This is a genomic window from Mycolicibacterium obuense, from assembly GCF_055397605.1.
The window spans coordinates 5,051,246-5,065,736 of sequence record NZ_AP043663.1 but is presented as its reverse complement, the minus strand read 5'-3'; the positions used below and the strand labels follow the sequence as shown (position 1 = coordinate 5,065,736).

The following is a 14,491-nucleotide window of genomic DNA, read 5'->3' as shown; positions in this document are numbered from 1 at the left end:
TGTCAGAAAGCGGTCAGGTACTGGTCGATCTCCCACGGGCTGACCGCGCTGTGGTAGTCGAAGAATTCTTCGCGCTTGATGCCGGCGAAGTATGCGGCGACCCCGTCGCCCGCGGCGTCGAGGACCCCGGTGACGACAGCATCGTTCTCGAGTTCGTCGACGGCGTGCAGCAGCGTGGGAGGCAGGGGGCGAGTGCTGATGCCCGACCCCACCGGGCCGGGATCCGTGCTGCGCTTGATGCCGTCGATGCCTGCGCCCAGCGCAGCGGCGATCGCGAGATACGGGTTGGCCGAACCGTCACCGCCGCGGAGTTCGACGCGCTGGGCGTCGGGCACCCGGATGTAGTGGGTGCGGTCGTTGCCGCCGTAGGTGGGCAGCCGCGGCGCCCACGAGGCCCCCGACCGTGTGGAGACCGCACCGGTCCGCTTGTAGGAGTTGACCGTCGGCGCGATCACCGCTTGCAGTGCGCAGGCGTGGTCGAGGATGCCCCCGATGAAACCGTAGGCGGTGTCGGACAATCCGAGGCCGCGACCGTCGTCACCCTGGGCCGGGAACACCGCGTTGCCGGCGCTGGTCAGCGACAGGTGCAGGTGCAGGCCGCTGCCGGTCTTGTCGGAGAACGGCTTCGGCATGAACGTCGCGATCATGCCCCGCTCCGCAGCGATCATCGACAGCAGGTACCGCAGCGTCACGACGCGATCGGCGGTGGTCAGCGCATCGGCGAACGTGAAGTTCTGCTCGAACTGGCCGTTGCCGTCCTCGTGATCGTTGGCGTAGTTGGACCAGCCGAGACCGTTCATCGCGGCCGACACGGCGGTCAGATGGTCGTACATGCGGGTCACGCCGCGTGCGTCGTAACAGGGCTGGGATGCCGTGTCGGCCGCATCGGCGACCGTGAGTCCACCGTCGGCGGTGCGGCGCAGCAGGAAGTACTCGACCTCGGCTCCCACCCACGGCTCGAAACCGGCGTCACCACAACGCTGTACGAGATTCTTGAGGATCACGCGCGGCGCGAACGGCCAGGGGGTGCCCTCGACGTGCGGGTCGCAGTGCACGATCGCCAGGCCTTCCTTGAGGAAGGGGACCGGGGTGAAGGAGGACGCATCGGGCAGCGCCATCAGATCCGGATCCTTGGGTTCCTGGCCCATGGCCCCCACCGCGTAGCCGGCGAAGCCGACGCCCTCGGTGGCCAGGAGGTCGATCGCTTCAACGGGAACCAGCTTGGCGCAGGGCTTTCCGCGGAGATCGACGAACAGCGCGAGGATGAATTTCGTGCCGGCCTTCTCGGCCGCGACCGCGAGGTCCTGGGTCATGTCGTCCACCTTGGTCTCTTGTTAGGAATCAAAGTATCACTAGCGGAAACCCCCCGCACGTCGAACGGCCGGTGCGGACAGCTGTCCGCACCGGCCGTTCGAGTGATGCGTTAGACGGAGGCGAGCTCGTAGGACGCCTCGCGGTGGAACGCCGCGTCGATGCCCTTCTCCTCGTCGTCGGGCGAAATACGAATGCCCACAGTCTTCTTCAGTGCGAAGGCGATGATGCCGGCGACGACGAACGAGTACACCATGACCGCGCCCGCTGCCACGGCCTGCCGCCACAGCTGGTCGAACCCGCCGCCGTAGAACAGGCCATTGGTGGCGTTGGGCATCGAGTCGCTGGCCAGGAAACCGATCAGCAGGGTGCCGATGACACCACCGACGAGGTGGACTCCGACGACGTCGAGCGAATCGTCATAGCCGAAGCGCTCCTTGAGGCCCACCGCGTACACGCACGCCGCACCGGCGACCGCGCCGAGGATGATCGCGCCGACCGGGGTCACCGCGCCACAGGCCGGGGTGATCGCGACCAGGCCGGTGATCGCGCCCGATGCCGCGCCGACGCCGGTCACGTGCCCGTCCTTGATCTTCTCCACGGCGATCCACGCCAGCGTCGCAGCGCAGGTGGCGACGAACGTGGTGACCATGACGATCGCGGCCGAATTGCCCGCCGCCAGAGCGGAACCGCCGTTGAAGGCGTACCAGCCGGCCCACAGCAGCCCGGCGCCCAGCAGCGTCAGCGGCACGTTGTGCGGTTTGCGCAGCTGACCCCAGCTCGCCGACTTGCCCAGCACGATCGCGACGGCGAGCGCAGCGGCGCCGGCATTGATGTGCACCGCGGTGCCGCCGGCGAAGTCGATGGCCTTCAGCTTGTTCGCGATCCAGCCGCCGGTCGAGTCCTCGGTGACGACGCCGTCGAAGGCGAAAACCCAATGGGCGACCGGGAAGTAGACCAGCACCGCCCACAGCGTCGCGAAGCCCATCCATGCACCGAACTTCATCCGGTCGGCGACCGCGCCGGAGATCAGCGCCACCGTGATCGCGGCGAAGAGCGCCTGGAAGATCGAGAACAAGCTGACCGGTAGACCCGAGATCGTGGTCTGCGTCTCGAGAAGGTCCTTCATGCCGGCGAATTCGGTCAGGTTGCCGAGGAACCCACCGTACGAGGTGCCGAACACCATCGAGAACCCGAACAACACCCACAGCACACCGACGATCGCGACCGCGCCGAAGGTCATCATCATCATGTTGGTCGAGCTCTTGACGGACACCATGCCGCCGTAGAACAACGCCAGGCCGGGGATCATCAGCGTGAGGCCGATGATGCAACACAGCATGAACGCGGTCGTTCCCGTATCCATAAACATCTCCTGCGATGGGCGGCTCCTGCTGCGGAGCCGTTCACCGACAGTTACCGATGTCTCTGTTACGTGGACCATCTCGTTGTGTTTCGGCGACGTAACAACTGACGGCCTAGCGTGTGGTCGCCACCGGAAGCTCCGCGCCCCCGCGCTCGAGGCCCGCTCGACTCGGTAGCAACGCGAGGACGACGATCGTCAGCCCCAGCAGCACGAAGACGGCCCAGAGGGGATGGGTGGCCGTCGCGAATTCCGCCGTGTGGGTGAGGGCGTCGCCGGCCAGGGGGCCGCAGAGCGCCACGCCGATGGCCAGACCGACCTGCCGGCTCGTCGTGGCCAGCGCCGCGGCCGTGCCCGAGCGATCCGCAGGCAGCGCTGTGACCGCGAGCGCGGTGACGGGCGCGTTGACCATGCCGAAGCCGATGCCGAAGACCGCGAACGACAGCGCCAGCGACCACATCGGGGTGTCGGGCTCCAACAGCATCAGTGACGCTGCTGCACCCGTGAACGCGAATCCGGAGACCAGCAGCGGGGGGCGCGTACCCCACCGGCCGATCAGGTGCCCGGCCACGGGAGAGCCCAGGGCTGCGGCGGCGGCCATGGGCAGGAAGCACAGGCCGGCCCGGATCGCCGACAGTCCCCGTTCGTCCTGCAGATAGTGCGACATCACGAACAGGAATCCGCCGTAGAGCGCGAACGAGCAGACCGCGATGCCGATCGCCGAACAGAACAGCGGTCGGCGGAACAGGCGCAGATCGATGAAGGGCGTCCGGTGGCGTGCCTCCACGGTGAGGAACGCGATGGCCGCGCCGAGCGCCATCGTCGCGACCCCGACGACGGCCCCGCTGGTGGCGCCACGGCCGGGGGCTTCGATGAGGACGAAGACCACGCCGAATATCGTTGCTGCGCCGAGCAGTTGGCCGGCCGGGTCGAATCCCGTCGGTCGCCGGGACATGGATTCGGGGACGAACACGATGGTCAGCACGATGGCCGCCAGACAGATCGGGATGTTGATCCAGAACACCGCGCGCCAGCTCACGAGATCGGTGAGAGTTCCTCCCAGAACAGGACCGAGCGCCAGCCCCAGCCCGATCACCGAACCCCAGATCCCGATGGCGCGGGCGCGCTCGACGCGACCCGGGAAGACCTGAACGACGATGGCCATCGCGATGGTGTTCAGCATCGATGCGCCCACGGCCTGTATCGCACGCGAGCCGACCAGCACCCCGACCGAACCCGCGAGGCTGCACATCAGCGAGCCCAGCGCGAACGTCGTCAGGCCCGTCAGGAAGACGCGCTTGCGCCCGTAGCGGTCGCCGGCTGCACCGGACAGCAGCAGCACGGCGGCCATCGTCAGCGCATAGGCGGCGATGACCCACTGCATCGATGCTGCGGAGGCTCCGAGGTCGTCGCGGATGCTCGGTATCGCGACGTTGACGATCGTGCCGTCCATCGCGGCGATCAGGACGCCGAGGCAGCACGCCGCCAGAATGACCGCCTTGCGGCGCGGTGAATGCTCCGCTTCCCCCACCGGCGCAGCGTAGAAGTGAGCGGTCAGGATCGCGCAGCCAACGAGTCTTTCGTCAGAATCCGGCCGACTGGGCGTTGAGCACGATCTCCGACAGCGGCTTGCGCTCGCGGGGCGCTCGATCCCGTTCGGCGATCTCCGGGTCGACATCGGCGTGATCGCCGAGCCGCCCGACCGCGATGACCATCAGCGGTCGCAGGCTCGCGGGCAGGCCGAACGCCGTGACCGCCCCGGCGGCGTCGAAACCCGCCATCGGGTGGGTGACCAGCCCCCGCGACACCGCCTCGATCGCGAGAGTGGCCATCGCCGCACCGGCGTCGACCGCGCTGTACCGCGCAGTGGTGTCGTCCTCGCCCTCATCGGCGCACAGCAGCAGCAGCGCCCCCGCCGCGTGGGCGTAGCTGTTGCCCCGGGTGAGCAGCCCCGCCAGGGTGCCGAAGGTGTCGTCACCCCGGACGCCGACCACGAACCGCACCGGCTGGCGACGGCCCCAGGTCGCGGCCCAGCGGGCCGCTTCGAGCAGGCCGGTCAGGTCGTCCTTCGGGAGTTCGGCGGTGGCATCGAAGGCCCGCGGGCTCCAGCGTGCCGCTATCGGAGGGTGCAGAGGGACCGAGGTGTCGGCGGACCGATCAGTGCGCGTCACCCCGGTGACGCTACTGGGGCGAATAAATCAGGTGCGCTCAGCCTTTATCCTTGTTCGGGTTCCCTCACGTCCGAAAGGCTCTCCAGTGGCGCTCGTCGTACAGAAGTACGGCGGATCCTCGGTGTCCGACGCCGAGCGTATCCGTCGTGTGGCCGAGCGCATCGTCGAAACCAAGAAGGCCGGCAACGACGTCGTCGTCGTGGTCTCGGCGATGGGCGACACCACCGATGAGCTGCTCGACCTGGCCAAACAGGTCTGTCCCGCACCGCCTGCGCGTGAGCTGGACATGCTCCTGACGGCCGGGGAGCGAATCTCCAATGCGCTCGTCGCGATGGCGATCGAGTCGCTCGGCGCGCAGGCCAGGTCGTTCACCGGCTCGCAGGCCGGCGTAGTGACCACCGGCACCCACGGCAACGCCAAGATCATCGACGTCACGCCCACCCGGCTGCGTTCGGCACTCGACGAGGGCCAGATCGTGCTCGTCGCCGGCTTCCAGGGCGTGAGCCAGGACACCAAGGACGTCACCACCCTGGGGCGGGGCGGCTCCGACACCACCGCCGTCGCCGTGGCGGCCGCCCTCGACGCCGACGTCTGCGAGATCTACACCGACGTCGACGGCATCTTCACCGCCGACCCGCGCATCGTGCCCAACGCCCGCCGCCTCGACACCGTCTCCTTCGAGGAGATGCTCGAGATGGCCGCCGCCGGCGCCAAGGTGCTGATGCTGCGCTGCGTCGAGTACGCGCGCCGCTTCGACCTGCCCATCCACGTCCGCTCGTCGTATTCCGACCGGCCGGGCACCATCGTCAAAGGATCGATCGAGGACATCCCCATGGAAGACGCCATCCTCACCGGAGTAGCCCACGACCGCGGCGAGGCGAAGGTGACCGTCGTCGGCCTACCCGACGTCCCCGGTTACGCCGCCCAGGTGTTCCGCGCGATCGCCGACACCGACGTCAACATCGACATGGTGTTGCAGAACATCTCCAAGGTCGAAGACGGTAAGACCGACATCACGTTCACGTGCTCGCGGGAGAGCGGGCCCGGCGCGGTCGAGAAGCTGACGTCCCTGCAGGACGAGATCGGCTTCACCCGAGTGCTCTACGACGACCACATCGGCAAGGTGTCGCTGATCGGTGCCGGGATGCGCAGCCATCCCGGCGTGACGGCGACGTTCTGCGAGGCGCTGGCCAAGGCCGGCATCAACATCGACCTGATCTCCACCTCGGAGATCCGGATCTCGGTGCTGATCAAGGACACCGAGCTCGACCGGGCGGTCGCCGCGCTGCACGACGCGTTCGGGCTCGGCGGCGACGAGGAAGCGGTCGTCTACGCAGGAACGGGGCGTTAGCGATGGTGCGCATAGGTGTTGTCGGCGCGACCGGTCAGGTCGGCCAGGTCATGCGAACCCTGTTGGCGGAACGTGACTTTCCCGCCACCGAGGTGCGGTTCTTCGCCTCGGCGCGCTCGGCGGGCAAGAAGCTGGAGTTCCGCGGCCAGGAGATCGAGGTCGAAGACTCCGAGACAGCGGACCCGTCGGGTCTGGACATCGCGCTGTTCTCCGCCGGCGCGACGATGTCGCGGGTACAGGCGCCGCGGTTCGCTGCCGCAGGCGCGGTCGTGGTCGACAACTCCTCGGCGTGGCGCAAGGACCCCGACGTCCCGCTGGTGGTCTCCGAGGTCAACTTCGCGCGCGACGCAGGGGTGCGGCCGAAAGGCATCATTGCCAACCCGAACTGCACCACGATGGCGGCGATGCCGGTGCTCAAGCCGCTGCACGACAAGGCCGGCCTGGTTCGCATGATCGCCTCGACGTATCAGGCGGTGTCGGGCAGCGGTCTCGCCGGCGTCGACGAGCTCTTCGGCCAGGCCAGCGTCGTGGTCGCCGACAGCCAGGCGCTGGTGCACGACGGCAGCGCCGTGGCTTTCCCCGCGCCGAACAAGTACGTGGCGCCGATCGCGTTCAACGTCGTCCCGCTGGCCGGCTCGTTGGTCGACGACGGATCGGGGGAGACCGACGAGGACCAGAAGCTGCGCAACGAGAGCCGCAAGATCCTCGGGATCCCCGACCTCGCGGTGTCCGGCACCTGCGTGCGGGTGCCGGTCTACACCGGACACTCGCTGTCGCTGAACGTCGAATTCGCGCAGCCGATTTCGCCCGCCGAGGCCACCGAGATCCTGTCCGGGGCGCCCGGTGTGACGCTGGTCGACGTGCCGACGCCGCTGGCCGCCGCGGGTGTCGACGACTCCCTGGTGGGGCGGATTCGGCAGGACCCCGGCGTGTCCGACGGCCGCGGACTCGCGATCTTCGTCTCCGGGGACAATCTACGAAAAGGTGCGGCACTGAACACGATTCAGATCGCCGAGTTGCTGGCCGCCCAGCTCTAGTGCGCCGAAACCGACGTTTGGGCGGGTAAGTGCGAGAGACGGGCGCCATTTCGTCGATCTCGGCGCTGGTGCTCGCCCTGGCCCTCGCTCCCGTCGCGAACGCCACACCGGCCGATCTGCCCCCGCTGCAGCCCGGCCAGGTGCTGCGTGTCGGTCCGGTGGCCGGAACCGGCACGCCGACAGCTGATTACGGCATCGGCGCGACCGATCTGTGTGAGTTCATGCAGTTCCCCTCCGGCATCCTGCAGGTGTGCGGGGACAGCTTCGCCGGCCAGGGCGTCGGATTCGGCGGTTGGTATTCTCCGATCGCATTGCACGTCGTCGACGGGTCGCTCGAGGACCCGGGCGGGGTGCGCTACGACGGGGTGACCGGGATCGGCGCTCCGTTGCTCGCCGACCCGACACCGCCGGGATCGTCGCAGCTGCCCGCCGGCATCGTCGAGATCAACCGGGAGAACTATCTCCTCGTCACCACCACCAAGGATCTGCGGCCGCAGTCGTCCCGTTTGGTGAAAGCCGAAGCAGGGCGAGGCAACTGGGCGACAGTACCCGGATCGGTGCGCGATGCCGCCTATGCCGGCGGCGGACAGTCGCAGATCAGCGGCTACTACGACCCGATCCCGACCGAGGACTCGCCGCGCGGCTGGGTGTACATCGTCGCCAACAATTTCGACCGCACCGGCTCGTTGACCCTCTACCGGACGCCGCCGCAGACCTTCACCGATCGTGCCCACTGGCAGGCGTGGTCGCCCGCCGGCTGGGGTACACCGCCCGCGCCGCTGTGGGGTGACCGGATCGGGGAGATGAGCGTGCGCCAGATCGACGGGCAGACCGTGCTGTCGTACTTCAACGCCAGCACCGGCAACATGGAGATCCGCGTCGCGAACGATCCGACACAGCTGGGGACCGCGCCGGTGACCACCGTCGTCGTCGCGGCGCCGTGGCCGGAGCAAGCCGAGGATCTCCCTGCGCCACAGGACAATCGACTCGCCCAGCCGTACGGCGGGTACCTGTCACCGGCGTCGACACCTGATGCGGTGCGCGTCTTCGTCAGCCAGTGGAACACCACCCCGCGCGGCGGCAGCCCGTACCGCGTCATCCAGTTCGCGGTGAATCCGGTGAAGCCCTGACGGCGCGCGCAGCGTTTGCACTGCCGAGCGACCGGACATGATGTCCATGGCGGATGTGATCGCGCGGGAAGGGAGTGACCAATGTCCGTACTGTTCATCGCGGAGAGGTCCAGGCGAGCGAGTGCGGGACTCTCGGGCCTGTCGATGGTCGCCGGAGACGGCGTCAGTTTTTCCGAGGACCCGCCGTTCCTGTACAGCGACTCGCCCGCCGAAGCGAGGAGAGTGGCGCTGGTGAGCGGCGGGGGCGCGGGTCACGAGCCGATGCACGGCGGATTCGTCGGCCGCGGCGGGCTGGACGCAGCCTGTCCGGGTGAGATCTTCACGTCCCCGCACAATCGGCAGATCTACGCGGCGTGCAGCCGGGTCGCGAGACCGGACGGCGTGCTGCAGATCGTGAAGAACTACACCGGCGACGTCCTGAACTTCAACATCGCCGCCGAGAGGTTGCGGGCCGACGGCATCCCGGTGGAGCAGGTTCTGGTCGACGACGACTGGGGTTCGCGTGACGCCGGGAAGGTGGGCAGGCGGGGCACCGCGGCGACGGTCATCGTCGAGAAGGTGCTGGGTGCCGCCGCCGACGACGGGATGTCCCTGACGGACCTGGCCGCGCTGGGACGCGACATCGTGGCGCGATCGCGCACCGTGGCGATCGCCGCGGAGGCCCACCGCAGCCCGGGAGACGGCGGCCGCGCCTTCGAGGTGAGGCCGGACTCGCTCGAGTTCGGTGTCGGCATCCACGGGGAGCCCGCACGCGAGAGCATCGACGCCGCCGACCTCGACGGGCTGGTCGGCACCATGGTAGACGCGCTGACCGCCGACCTCTCGGCACCGGACGGAGTGCTGGTGCTGGTCAACGGCCTCGGCGGAACAGGGCAGCTCGAGTTGCTACACGTCGGTGACGCCGCTGCCCGGACCCTGACCGACCGCGGCCTGACGGTGCGCAGCCTGGTCGTGGGTGCGTACTGCACGGCCCTGGACATGCGGGGCGTCAGCTTGACGGTGGTCGACGCCGACCCGGCCTGGCTGCCGCACTGGTACGCCGATCACGGCACCCCCGGGCTGCCCCGACCCCGACCGTTTCCGGGGATCCGGACGCTGCGCGGCGTCGCCTCCGACGACGACGCATCCGAGGCAGCGTCGCCGTGGCTGCAGGATGTGGCGAGCCGAACCGAGCGACTGCGAAATCGGTTCAACGCGCTGGATCAGGCAGCCGGCGACGGCGACTTCGGCGACAACCTCTCGGCCGGCATCGGGCACGCGGTGCGGCGCGGGGACGGCGATGACGACGTGGTGGCCGATCTCGGACATCTCGCCGACGCGTTCCTCGATGACGTCGGCGGGTCGAGCGGACCGCTGCTGGGGCTGGTGTTCGGCGGGGTGTCGTCCCGTGCCGAGGATTCTCGGTCCGAGGGGCTCAGCGGCGCGGTGCTCGCCGGACTCGCCGATGCGTTGACAGCCGTGCAGCGGGCAGGCGGTGCCGAGCCTGGCGACCGGACATTGGTCGATCCGCTGGCTGCCATCGTCGAGGACGCCCGCACGCGGGGCGTGACTGCGCTCGACGAGGCATCGGTGCTGGCGGGAATCGCGGCGGCCGCCTCGACCGCGGACATGGTCGCCGGCCGGGGTCGGGCCGCCTACGTCGGAGAACGCGCGATCGGCCAGCCCGATGCCGGTGCTGTGGCGATTGCGTGGTTGGCCGCGTTGCTGTGGCAGACCGTCGGCGGTGGCTCCGCCGACGTCGACGACGCACTGGCGGACCTGCTGCCTGAGGCGTGACCCGGGTGGCCGGCGGCTGCTCGCAGAACCCGACCTCATACGCAATTCTCAGGCAACGCCTAACCGGCATTGCGCGTTGTGGAGCAGGATCGTGCGCATGAGCGAGACACCGCCACCGTCGGCACCGCAGTCATCGTCACCCCCGCCCGACCAGAACGAGCCCGCCACGGGGCCCGTCTTCGCGCCGCCGCCCGCCTACACCGAGCCCGCCCCGACGCCGCAGAACACCGTCTACGTCGAGCGATCCAGCCGCCTCACCAAGGTCGCGGCATGGGTCGGTATCGTCGCCGGCTCGCTGTTCATCGTCGTCGTGATCTTCGGCGCCGGTTTCTTCACCGGCAAGGCCGTCGGCAACCACCGGGACTACGACCGCGGCCACGAGATGATGATGCGGCCCGGCGCGTCGATGTTCCCAATGGGTCCGCCCGGAGGCTTCCAGCGCGGTCCGTCGTTCTCCGGCCCCTTCGGCCCGGGACAGATCATCGAGATCCCGCGGCCCGGCGGAACACCGGGGGAGCCCGACACACCGGCGCCGCCGCGTCCATGAACGCGGGTGGTTTCTCCGGCTTCTGGGTATGCGGCGACAAGACGGCGGCGCAGCCCGGCAGCCGCTCGGCAGCTTCAGGAGAGTAGATGTCTGACAAGTACGCGACCACCGACGGTGGTGCCCCGGTCCCCAGCCTCGAGCACTCGCTGACCGTCGGCCCGGACGGGCCAATCCTGCTGCAGGACCACTACCTGCTCGAGCAGATGGCCAACTTCAACCGGGAGCGCATCCCGGAGCGCCAGCCCCACGCCAAGGGCGGCGGTGCCTTCGGCGAATTCGAGGTCACCCATGACGTCAGCGCGTTCACCAAGGCCGCGTTCCTGCAGCCGGGGACCAAGACGGAGATGGTGGCCCGCTTCTCGACGGTGGCCGGTGAGCGCGGCAGCCCAGACACCTGGCGTGATCCGCGCGGGTTCTCGCTGAAGTTCTACACGTCGGAGGGCAACTTCGACATGGTCGGCAACAACACCCCGGTGTTCTTCCTGCGAGATCCGATGAAGTTCCAGAACTTCATCCGCAGCCAGAAGCGGATGCAGGCGTCGAACCTGCGCGACCACCACATGCAGTGGGACTTCTGGACGCTGTCGCCGGAGTCGGCGCACCAGGTCACGTGGTTGATGAGCGACCGCGGCATCCCGAAGTCGTGGCGGCACATGAACGGCTACTCGAGCCACACCTACAGCTGGGTCAACGCCGACGACGAGCTCTTCTGGGTGAAGTACCACTTCAAGACCGACCAGGGCATCGACTACCTCACCCAGGAGGACGCCGACCGGCTGGCCGGCGAAGATGCCGACTATCACCAGCGGGACCTGTTCACCGCGATCGAGGACGGCAACTTCCCGACGTGGACGCTGCACGTGCAGGTCATGCCGTTCGAGGACGCGAAGACGTACCGCTTCAACCCCTTTGACCTGACGAAGGTGTGGCCGCACAGCGACTACCCGTTGCAGCAGGTCGGGAAGATGACGCTCAACCGCAACGTCGTCGACTACCACGCCCAGATGGAGCAGGCCGCGTTCGAACCGAACAACGTCGTGCCGGGCACTGGGCTCTCACCCGACAAAATGCTGCTGGCGCGCGGCTTCTCTTACGCCGACGCGCATCGGCACCGCCTCGGGGTCAACTACAAGCAGATCCCGGTGAACGAGCCGAAAGTGGAGGTGCGCGCCTACTCCAAGGACGGGCCCATGCGCATCCGCAACGTCACAGATCCCGTGTACGCGCCCAATTCGATGGGCGGGCCCGAAGCCGACCCGCGGCGGGCGTCCGAGGTGCACTGGGCGTCGGATGGCGACATGGTGCGCGCGGCGTATGCGTTGCGCGCCGAGGACGACGACTGGGGCCAGGCCGGCACTCTCGTGCGCGAGGTTCTCGACGACGAGGCGCGAGATCGCTTGGTGCAGAACATCGTCGGGCATGTCTCCGACGGTGTGAAGGAGCCGGTGCTGTCCCGGGTGTTCGAGTACTGGCGCAACGTCGATCCGGACCTTGGCAAGAAGGTCGAAGAGGGCGTGCGGGGCGCGTGACGCGTCGCGAGTGCACGGTTTCTGACGAGAACCTCGCGGCCGCGTCAGAAACCGTGCACTCGGCGTCAGCGCTGGCCCGGGTAGGGCAGCAGCGCCATCTCGCGAGCGTTCTTGATCGCCGTGGCGACCTGTTTCTGCTGCTGAACCGTGATGCCGGTGACCGATCGCGACCGGATCTTTCCGCGCTCGGACAGGAACTGCCGCAGCGTCGCGGTGTCTTTGTAGTCGACGGCCTCGATTCCCAGCGAGGACAACAGGTTCCGACGTTTCTTCGCGGGCTCGAGTACCCGCCTCGACCGCTTCACCAGCTCGCCTTCCGCACACCCGGCAGCTCACCGCGATGGGCGAGTTCGCGCATCCGGACCCGCGAGAGCCCGAATTTGCGCAGATGGCCGCGGGGCCGGCCGTCGACCGCGTCGCGGTTGCGCAGCCGCACCGGGCTCGCATCGCGCGGTTGCTTACTGAGTTCTGCTTGGGCTGACGCTTTTTCGTCAGGTTCACCCGTGCGGATGATCTCCTTGAGTTCGGCACGGCGCTCGGCGTAGCGAGCCACCACCTCGCGGCGCCGGGCGTCGGCGACGATCTTGGATTTCTTGGCCATCAGCGCTCTTCGCGAAAATCGACGTGCCGGCGCGCGACGGGGTCGTACTTGCGCAGGACGATCCGGTCGGGATCGTTGCGCCGGTTCTTGCGCGTGACGTAGGTGTAGCCGGTGCCCGCTGTCGAGCGGAGCTTTACCACGGGACGGATGTCGGTACTCCGTGCCATCAGATTTTCTGCCCTTCCCGGCGGAGGCGGGCCACCACCGATTCGATGCCGTCACGGTCGATGGTCTTGATGCCTTTTGCGCTGACGCGCAACGTGATTCGGCGACCTTCTGACGGCAGGTAATAGGTCTTGCGTTGGATGTTGGGGTCCCAGCGCCGACGAGTGCGGCGGTGCGAATGCGACACCGCGTTGCCGAAGCTGGGTGCGCGGCCGGTGACCTGGCAGTGAGCCGACATGGCGCCTCCTTAATGGAAATCGTTTTCGACAAGATGCGGACTGGACTGTAGCGTGAACGCGTCTTTATTGAAAATCATTCCCGATAAGGAGTCAGTCGATGCGCACCCCCGTCATCGTCGTGGCCGGCCACAACAGCGCCGCCGGCACAGCCGAGATCACTCGAGTACTGCTCGAGCGACCGGGCACGCTGGCGGTGGAGCACGACTTCGACGGGCACGTGGTGCACCGCACCACCACTTCGATCCAGCGCGGCATCACCGTGAAGGCCGACGCGGTGCTCGAGCTGACCAACTGCTGCCTGTCCTGCACCGTCCGCGAGGACCTGCTGGCCCACCTGTGCCACCTGCACCGCCGCGGCGGCGTCGAGCGCATCGTCGTGCGTCTGGCTCCGTGGCTGGAACCCGCACCCGTCTGCGCCGCGATCGCGCACTCGACCGCCGCGAGTGAGCTGTCGGTCGCCGCTGTGCTCACCGCCGTCGACACGGACACCTGGTTGCCCCACGCGCTCGGTGAGGACGAATTGGCCGACGGACGGACCGTGGCGCAGGTCGTGGTCGGACAGGTCGAGTTCGCCGACGTCGCCGTTCTGTCGGCCCCGGATCGCGAGACGCTCGCCGTCGTTCGCAGGCTCGCCCCACGCGCCCGCATCACCGTCGGCGCCGACCGTCTGGAACTCGCCCTCGCGCACCTCGAATCGGATGCACGACGCGGTCGCGGCGACGATCCGCATGCCTCGCTGCTCGCCGGTCAACCACCGTTGGACCCCGACGGTCGCGTCGGGCTGGTCGAGTTCACCGCTCGGCGCCCATTCCATCCCGACCGCCTGCACGACGCGCTCGACGTGCTGCTCGACGGCGTGGTGCGCAGCCGAGGTCGGCTCTGGGTGGCCAACCGGCCCGACCGGGTGATGTGGTTGGAGTCCGCGGGTGGCGGCCTGTTGGTGACGAACGCGGGAAAATGGTTGGCGGCGATGACCTCTCGCGAGGCCGCCTACGTCAATCCGGAACGCCGTGCGATGGCGGCTCTGATGTGGGACCCGCGCCACGGCGATCGGCACACCTCGCTGGCAGTGCTTACCTGCGGGGCCGGCGACCGGGACATCACGCGAGCGCTGAACGACGCCTTGCTGACCGATGACGAGATGAGCCGTGAGCACGAATGGTCCGGCTACGCCGACCCTTTCGGCGACTGGCATGCCGACCCGTGCGGCGAAGCGGTGTCCACGTCCGCAGGCGAGGAGGAGAGCGGCGCGGAAGGGTGATCCCCGACTG

The 14,491-nt window shown here is 68.3% G+C and carries 15 protein-coding genes; 7 read left to right on the top strand and 8 right to left on the bottom strand.

The features are described 5' to 3' along the window. Positions 1 to 2: 2 nt before the first annotated feature. The 4 genes from glnT to ACZ50N_RS24470 form a co-directional block, all read right to left on the bottom strand. Positions 3 to 1,313 (bottom strand): type III glutamate--ammonia ligase, encoded by a 1,311-nt coding sequence (glnT, locus tag ACZ50N_RS24485; protein ID WP_464474002.1) that lies wholly within the window; start codon positions 1,311 to 1,313, stop codon positions 3 to 5. 110 nt (positions 1,314 to 1,423) lie between these two features. Then, positions 1,424 to 2,677, bottom strand: coding sequence for an ammonium transporter (locus ACZ50N_RS24480; protein WP_464474001.1), 1,254 nt, complete (start codon positions 2,675 to 2,677; stop codon positions 1,424 to 1,426). Between the two features lie 112 nt (positions 2,678 to 2,789). Then, positions 2,790 to 4,205, bottom strand: coding sequence for an MFS transporter (locus ACZ50N_RS24475; protein ID WP_464474000.1), 1,416 nt, complete (start codon positions 4,203 to 4,205; stop codon positions 2,790 to 2,792). Between the two features lie 52 nt (positions 4,206 to 4,257). After that, complete coding sequence (locus ACZ50N_RS24470) at positions 4,258 to 4,845, bottom strand: nitroreductase family protein (protein WP_046364048.1); 588 nt, start codon at positions 4,843 to 4,845, stop codon at positions 4,258 to 4,260. Positions 4,846 to 4,930: 85 nt separating this feature from the next. On the opposite strand from ACZ50N_RS24470, the gene ACZ50N_RS24465 reads away from it, so the two are divergent. From ACZ50N_RS24465 to ACZ50N_RS24440, 6 genes are all read left to right on the top strand, one after another. Beyond that, on the top strand, positions 4,931 to 6,196 hold the full coding sequence (locus tag ACZ50N_RS24465; protein WP_046364047.1) for an aspartate kinase: 1,266 nt from the start codon (positions 4,931 to 4,933) through the stop codon (positions 6,194 to 6,196). A 2-nt stretch (positions 6,197 to 6,198) separates the two neighbouring features. Continuing rightward, positions 6,199 to 7,233, top strand: coding sequence for an aspartate-semialdehyde dehydrogenase (locus ACZ50N_RS24460; protein ID WP_464473999.1), 1,035 nt, complete (start codon positions 6,199 to 6,201; stop codon positions 7,231 to 7,233). A gap of 29 nt (positions 7,234 to 7,262) precedes the next feature. Continuing rightward, positions 7,263 to 8,363, top strand: a complete 1,101-nt coding sequence (locus ACZ50N_RS24455; protein ID WP_464473998.1) for a DUF4185 domain-containing protein — start codon at positions 7,263 to 7,265, stop codon at positions 8,361 to 8,363. 81 nt (positions 8,364 to 8,444) lie between these two features. Next, on the top strand, positions 8,445 to 10,139 hold the full coding sequence (locus ACZ50N_RS24450; RefSeq protein ID WP_464473997.1) for a dihydroxyacetone kinase subunit DhaK: 1,695 nt from the start codon (positions 8,445 to 8,447) through the stop codon (positions 10,137 to 10,139). Positions 10,140 to 10,236: 97 nt separating this feature from the next. Then, complete coding sequence (locus tag ACZ50N_RS24445) at positions 10,237 to 10,686, top strand: hypothetical protein (RefSeq protein ID WP_046364044.1); 450 nt, start codon at positions 10,237 to 10,239, stop codon at positions 10,684 to 10,686. Positions 10,687 to 10,772: 86 nt separating this feature from the next. Further along, complete coding sequence (locus ACZ50N_RS24440) at positions 10,773 to 12,215, top strand: catalase (RefSeq protein WP_464473996.1); 1,443 nt, start codon at positions 10,773 to 10,775, stop codon at positions 12,213 to 12,215. Between the two features lie 65 nt (positions 12,216 to 12,280). Here the strand turns inward: ACZ50N_RS24440 and rpsR are convergent, their stop codons facing one another. Genes rpsR through rpmB form a run of 4 tightly spaced genes read right to left on the bottom strand, consistent with a single transcriptional unit; the run spans position 12,281 to position 13,219 of the window. Then, positions 12,281 to 12,520 carry a 30S ribosomal protein S18 gene (gene rpsR / locus ACZ50N_RS24435; RefSeq protein ID WP_464469841.1) on the bottom strand — a complete coding sequence of 80 codons (240 nt, stop codon included), beginning with the start codon at positions 12,518 to 12,520 and terminating at the stop codon, positions 12,281 to 12,283. Then, a complete protein-coding gene (rpsN, locus tag ACZ50N_RS24430) occupies positions 12,517 to 12,816 on the bottom strand; it encodes a 30S ribosomal protein S14 (RefSeq protein WP_073684586.1) in 300 nt (99 codons plus the stop codon). The genes rpsR and rpsN overlap by 4 nt, the downstream gene beginning before the upstream one ends. Further along, positions 12,816 to 12,983, bottom strand: coding sequence for a 50S ribosomal protein L33 (rpmG, locus tag ACZ50N_RS24425; protein WP_046364040.1), 168 nt, complete (start codon positions 12,981 to 12,983; stop codon positions 12,816 to 12,818). The genes rpsN and rpmG overlap by 1 nt, the downstream gene beginning before the upstream one ends. Beyond that, on the bottom strand, positions 12,983 to 13,219 hold the full coding sequence (gene rpmB / locus ACZ50N_RS24420; RefSeq protein WP_464469843.1) for a 50S ribosomal protein L28: 237 nt from the start codon (positions 13,217 to 13,219) through the stop codon (positions 12,983 to 12,985). The genes rpmG and rpmB overlap by 1 nt, the downstream gene beginning before the upstream one ends. A gap of 98 nt (positions 13,220 to 13,317) precedes the next feature. Between rpmB and mrf the strand changes: the two genes are divergently transcribed. Then, on the top strand, positions 13,318 to 14,481 hold the full coding sequence (mrf, locus tag ACZ50N_RS24415; RefSeq protein WP_073684588.1) for a ribosome hibernation factor-recruiting GTPase MRF: 1,164 nt from the start codon (positions 13,318 to 13,320) through the stop codon (positions 14,479 to 14,481). Positions 14,482 to 14,491: the final 10 nt, after the last annotated feature.

Bases quoted from the DNA above. Each gene is read 5' to 3' on its own strand.
- glnT (WP_464474002.1), bottom strand. From the start codon at position 1,313: ATGACCCAGGACCTCGCGGTCGCGGCCGAGAAGGCCGGCACGAAATTC.
- ACZ50N_RS24480 (WP_464474001.1), bottom strand. From the start codon at position 2,677: ATGGATACGGGAACGACCGCGTTCATGCTGTGTTGCATCATCGGCCTC.
- ACZ50N_RS24460 (WP_464473999.1), top strand. From the start codon at position 6,199: ATGGTGCGCATAGGTGTTGTCGGCGCGACCGGTCAGGTCGGCCAGGTC.
- ACZ50N_RS24450 (WP_464473997.1), top strand. From the start codon at position 8,445: ATGTCCGTACTGTTCATCGCGGAGAGGTCCAGGCGAGCGAGTGCGGGA.
- ACZ50N_RS24445 (WP_046364044.1), top strand. From the start codon at position 10,237: ATGAGCGAGACACCGCCACCGTCGGCACCGCAGTCATCGTCACCCCCG.
- ACZ50N_RS24440 (WP_464473996.1), top strand. From the start codon at position 10,773: ATGTCTGACAAGTACGCGACCACCGACGGTGGTGCCCCGGTCCCCAGC.
- rpsN (WP_073684586.1), bottom strand. From the start codon at position 12,816: ATGGCCAAGAAATCCAAGATCGTCGCCGACGCCCGGCGCCGCGAGGTG.
- rpmG (WP_046364040.1), bottom strand. From the start codon at position 12,983: ATGGCACGGAGTACCGACATCCGTCCCGTGGTAAAGCTCCGCTCGACA.
- rpmB (WP_464469843.1), bottom strand. From the start codon at position 13,219: ATGTCGGCTCACTGCCAGGTCACCGGCCGCGCACCCAGCTTCGGCAAC.
- mrf (WP_073684588.1), top strand. From the start codon at position 13,318: ATGCGCACCCCCGTCATCGTCGTGGCCGGCCACAACAGCGCCGCCGGC.